1 protein-coding gene is annotated in these 630 nt (G+C 42.5%); it reads left to right on the forward strand.

Going from position 1 to position 630, the window contains the following annotated elements; genetic code table 11:
• Nucleotides 1-630: Ig-like domain-containing protein (locus tag V7659_RS17125; protein ID WP_335541032.1), on the forward strand; the 630-nt coding region annotated here is incomplete at both ends.

Consider the following 630-nt stretch of genomic DNA (forward strand, 5'->3'; position numbering starts at 1 on the left):
CGAGCAGCAAAACCGTCGAAGTTTTAGAAATTGATACAGCTCCACCGCTAGCACCAACAGTGGATGACATCAATATCTTTTCGACCGCTGTAACAGGCATCACGGAGCCAAACATTACCGTAAATGTAATCATATTAGATCAAACCTATACAGGGGAATCAGACGATATAGGTCACTTTTCTATCACTATTCCCAAGCAGCCGGTAAACAATTCAGTGTTTATCCAGGCGATAGATCAAGGTGGGAACATGAGTGAAATGGTCGTTAAGGTGGTAAAATCGCCACTTGGCTGGTATGTCGATGCCAATGGCAGCAAATACTACTTCCATCCAACGACCGGAAAAATGACCATAGGCTGGCTTTCATTGAACGGCAAACGCTACTACTTTGAAACAGACGGCAAATTGAGAACAAATAGCTTCCGAACCATCAGCTTTAAGGTGTATTACTTTAATAAAAACGGTGAAATGCAAACATACTGGTTAACAATCAATTCGAAAAAGTACTACTTTGGTTCGGATGGAGTGCGCCGTACGGGCATCGTGCAAATAGGCACGAAAAAGTATTACTTTGCTAGCGATGGAACCATGAAAACTGGCTGGATTACACTTAGCAGCAAGAAGTACTACT

The sequence above is a fragment of the Neobacillus drentensis genome, assembly GCF_036966985.1.
In the GTDB taxonomy this organism is placed as follows: domain Bacteria; phylum Bacillota; class Bacilli; order Bacillales; family Cytobacillaceae; genus Neobacillus; species Neobacillus drentensis_E.